The following is a 4071-nucleotide window of genomic DNA, read 5'->3' on the forward strand; positions in this document are numbered from 1 at the left end:
AAGGATTCGTTATATTTGCACCGATAAATTGCAATTTTATGGTCACTTATTTTGATGCATGTGAGATTCTTGAAATGCTGTCTGAAGCATCTGTAAAGGTGTTTCTGGACGGCGGTTGGGGTGTCGATGCACTTATAGGCAGAGAAACAAGAATACATAACGACATCGATCTGTTCGTAGAGAAGAAAGACTATGGTAAGGCCATATCCGTGATTACCTGGAAGGGATACAGAGAAGTTGTAATGGACTATACGACCGATAGCCATACTGTCTGGAAAGATGACAACGGAAGAATAATCGATCTGCATTGTTTCGAATATGTCGAAGATGGAATTCTATATGACGGATACACTTTCCCAAGCGAAACTTTCTCAGGTAAAGGAAATATCGGGAATATTGAGGTAACATGCATAAACCCGGAGGCACAGGTACAGTTCCATCTTGGATATGAATACGATGAAAATGATGTCCACGACGTCCTGTTATTATGCAGAACTTTCAATCTTGAGATACCGGAGCAATATAAAACTCACATCTGATTCAATATGCTATGATTACTGATAGTTATGATATTGAAACTGAACCAATGATCAATCTGTTTGATTTCTACGGCAGACGTGGAGATTTTGCAGATATATGCCTGATAATATTCTCGAAGGAGATTCATCGGCATTTACTTGATTCCTACGAATCTGAAATTATTGCAACTATGCCGGCTTGCAATGGCGATACGCATATCTATAAAACAACTTATAAAGGAGTTACGATAACTTTCTACCTGTCAGGAATAGGTTCAGCAGTAGCATCCTCTCAATGTCATCTTGCAAGCTGGCTAACTGGAGCATCAAAGTTCATTATGTTCGGTTCCTGTGTCAGTTCCTTGATGGCTCTGAGGATGGTATCAGAGCTGCATGTGCGCAAGGTCGGATGATACGAGAGATGACGCATCAGATGCGATGTTACATCCTCCACGCATGAACCGCCACAGAAGTATACGCACATCAGAGAGCGTAGAATTTCGCTATATTGATAACCAAACATAGTGCATCTCAATCCCAAGGTGGAATCTATGGTTTGAGCTAAAAGAGCATCAAATTGCTCCATTATTGAAAAAATTCCTCCAAAAGGAGAGAGTTTCTCAGATTTTATTGCTACCTTTGCCATGTCTGTCGGGTTTGATACATATTTTGATTTGCAACACTAAGATAGGTGAAAAATCTGACATAGCAAAATCCTGAGCAACTTTTTGTTGCTCAGGTACTTATAAAATAAGTTAAACTAAAATGCTGCGGAATTTAGGTATAACAACAAAAAAGCATACGTATGATTTCTATTATAGTAGCCGTAAACAAGAACCTTGCCATCGGCTTTGAGAACAAATTGCTGTACTGGTTGCCCAACGACCTGAAGCGCTTTAAGGCACTTACTACCGGACATACCATCATAATGGGACGCAAGACTTTCGATTCTCTTCCTAAAGGGGCACTCCCAAACCGAAGAAACATAGTACTGAGCCGTTCGGAACAACAATTTGCCGGAGCGGAATGCTATCATTCTTTAGAAGACGCTCTTAATCAATGCCAAGCAGATGAGGACATATACATTCTAGGAGGAGCAAGCCTTTATAAAGAGGCTCTACCCATAGCCGACCGCTTGTGCATCACCGAAATAGATGACGACAAGGCGCAAGCCGACACATTCTTCCCTGCCATCGACCTGAATGTATGGCAAGAAAAAAGTAGAGAATGCCATTCTACAGACGAAAAGCACCTCTACTCTTATAGCTTTGTAGACTACGTTCACAAATAATACACCGCAGATTACTCTTCGGTAACTTCTGCTTCGTCATCATCCGCCAGGTTCCGTATCGGCATCTGACGCTTGATGGCTTCGCGGAAAGATATGATGGTTTCTGAACGCGACAATCCCAATGGCTGCAACTTATCGTGAATGATGTTCAGCAAGTGATGATTGTTCTTAGCGTATATCTTTATAAACATATCATACTGTCCGGTAGTGAAATGACACTCCACTACTTCCGGAATGAGCTTCAAAGCCTCCGTTACATTATCGAACTGTTCCGGGTCTTTCAAGTAAAGTCCAATGTAAGCACACGTTTCATATCCAATCTTCTCCGGATCGATAACGAACTCCGAACCTTTCAGTATGCCTAAATTGGTTAGTTTCTGAATACGCTGATGAATAGCCGCTCCTGAAACATTACACGCTCTTGCAACTTCAAGAAACGGGATACGAGCATTCTCCGCTATCAAGCGCAAAATCTGTTCGTCTAACTTATCAATTTGATGATGTCCCATTGATTATCTTATTTATTACCGAGCAAAGATAAAATAATTCTTTTATAATTTAATAAGGATTATAAGTTTTATATGCGGTTTGGCTTTAATTCGATAGATAATCCTATCTTTGCAATTACAAACTCTGAATTATAAAAAAACAATTATTTACACTTGCTTTATTGGCAACATGCGGTGTAATACCCGCTAATTCACAGAATTTCGAAGACTTTTTCGAGAATAAGACTCTGCGTCTTGACTATCTTTTTAACGGTAATGCCAATTCTCAAAACATCAGCCTTGATGAATTGGTGTCTTATCCTGAATGGGCGGGCAGGCGCCACTCGCTGGGTAAGCTTCCGGTGGAAGGAAACGGACAGATAACCGTAAAGGATAAAAAAACGGGGACAATTATATATCGTACTTCTTTTTCAAGCCTGTTCCAGGAATGGGTGACCGAAGAAGAGGCTAAACACGTAACCCGTGGATTCGAAAACTCGTACTTAATACCTTTCCCTAAAGAAGATGCAATAGTTACTATAGAACTGAAAGATAAGTATCATAAAACATCGGCAAGCCTAACGCATGAGGTAAGTCCTAAAGATATTCTGATTCATCAGCGTGGAACGAAAGATATCACTCCGCATAAATATCTGCTGAAAAGCGGGTCGTTAGACAAATGTATAGACGTAGCTATCATGGCAGAGGGTTATACAGAAGCCGAAATGGACTTATTCTACAAAGACGCTCAGGCTACTTGCGACGCATTGTTCTCGCACGAACCGTTCAAACGACTGAAAGATAGATTCAACATAGTGGCAGTAGCTTGTCCGTCGAAAGACAGTGGCGTAAGCATTCCTCGCAATAACGAATGGAAAACTACAGCTGTCAGCTCTCATTTCGACACCTTCTACTCTGACCGTTATCTCACTACACGCAGCGTAAAGGCTATACATAATTGGCTGGCTGGCATTCCGTACGAACATATCATCATACTCGCCAACACAGATACATACGGTGGTGGAGGTATATACAACTCGTATACGCTAACTACAGCTCACCATACCATGTTCAAGCCTGTAGTGGTACATGAATTCGGTCATAGCTTTGGCGGATTAGCCGACGAATATGCTTACGATGAGGCTCCAAGCTCGCAATATCCGTATGAGATAGAGCCATGGGAACAGAACATCACTACCTTGGTTCATTTTGAAGATAAGTGGAAAGATATGGTACAAAAGGGAACTCCTATTCCTACCAAACCGGAAACAGACCCTAAGAAGATATACAATAAAGTTGGAGCGTACGAAGGTGGAGGATATACGCTGAAAGGTATATATCGCCCTACTACAGACTGCAGAATGAAGACAAACGACGGTCCGCAGTTCTGCCCAGTATGCCAAAGAGCTTTAGAAAGAATGATTTATTTCTATACCGAATAAAAAAAAGTGATATGATTACATTTAACCCTATTACTACAAGTCATCCGCATTATGCGTTTGTTGAAAACCTGCTACACTCAGCTTTCCCTCAAGAAGAGCGAAGAGATAACGAGTTTCAACGCGAAAACACGGATAACAACCCAAAATTTGAATGCCTTTGCATCACAGATCAGGAGACAGACTCTGTAATCGGACTAATAACAGTATGGTCGTTAAACGGATAATCAGAATCTTTAAACATCCTAATTAACTACCTGCGGATTTTAGGTATTATTATACCTAAAATCCGCAACTATCATCCAATACACGATTAAGGGTAGATTTATGAGTCG

Annotated in this window: 5 protein-coding genes and 1 pseudogene; 4 read left to right on the forward strand and 2 right to left on the reverse strand. The window is 40.9% G+C overall.

What is annotated here, in order from left to right; translation table 11 throughout:
• Positions 1 to 38 precede the first annotated feature (38 nt).
• Entirely contained in the window at positions 39 to 539 is a 501-nt protein-coding gene (locus tag MJZ25_16350; protein ID MCQ2125747.1) for a nucleotidyltransferase family protein, read from the forward strand.
• An 11-nt stretch (positions 540 to 550) separates the two neighbouring features.
• A complete protein-coding gene (locus MJZ25_16355) occupies positions 551 to 931 on the forward strand; it encodes a hypothetical protein (protein MCQ2125748.1) in 381 nt (126 codons plus the stop codon).
• On the opposite strand, the pseudogene MJZ25_16360 reads toward MJZ25_16355, so the two are convergent.
• Positions 865 to 1164, reverse strand: a pseudogene (locus tag MJZ25_16360) (IS1380 family transposase). The gene MJZ25_16355 and the pseudogene MJZ25_16360 overlap by 67 nt on opposite strands.
• A 159-nt stretch (positions 1165 to 1323) precedes the next feature.
• Between MJZ25_16360 and MJZ25_16365 the strand changes: the two are divergent.
• A complete protein-coding gene (locus tag MJZ25_16365; protein ID MCQ2125749.1) occupies positions 1324 to 1809 on the forward strand; it encodes a dihydrofolate reductase in 486 nt (161 codons plus the stop codon).
• 11 nt (positions 1810 to 1820) lie between these two features.
• Here MJZ25_16365 and MJZ25_16370 read toward each other — a convergent pair whose 3' ends face one another.
• Positions 1821 to 2318 carry an Lrp/AsnC ligand binding domain-containing protein gene (locus MJZ25_16370; GenBank protein MCQ2125750.1) on the reverse strand — a complete coding sequence of 166 codons (498 nt, stop codon included), beginning with the start codon at positions 2316 to 2318 and terminating at the stop codon, positions 1821 to 1823.
• Between the two features lie 161 nt (positions 2319 to 2479).
• Between MJZ25_16370 and MJZ25_16375 the strand changes: the two genes are divergently transcribed.
• Positions 2480 to 3739, forward strand: a complete 1260-nt coding sequence (locus MJZ25_16375; GenBank protein MCQ2125751.1) for an IgA Peptidase M64 — start codon at positions 2480 to 2482, stop codon at positions 3737 to 3739.
• Positions 3740 to 4071 lie beyond the last annotated feature (332 nt).

Origin of the sequence: Fibrobacter sp., from assembly GCA_024399065.1 — a bacterium.
GTDB lineage: Bacteria > Fibrobacterota > Fibrobacteria > Fibrobacterales > Fibrobacteraceae > Fibrobacter.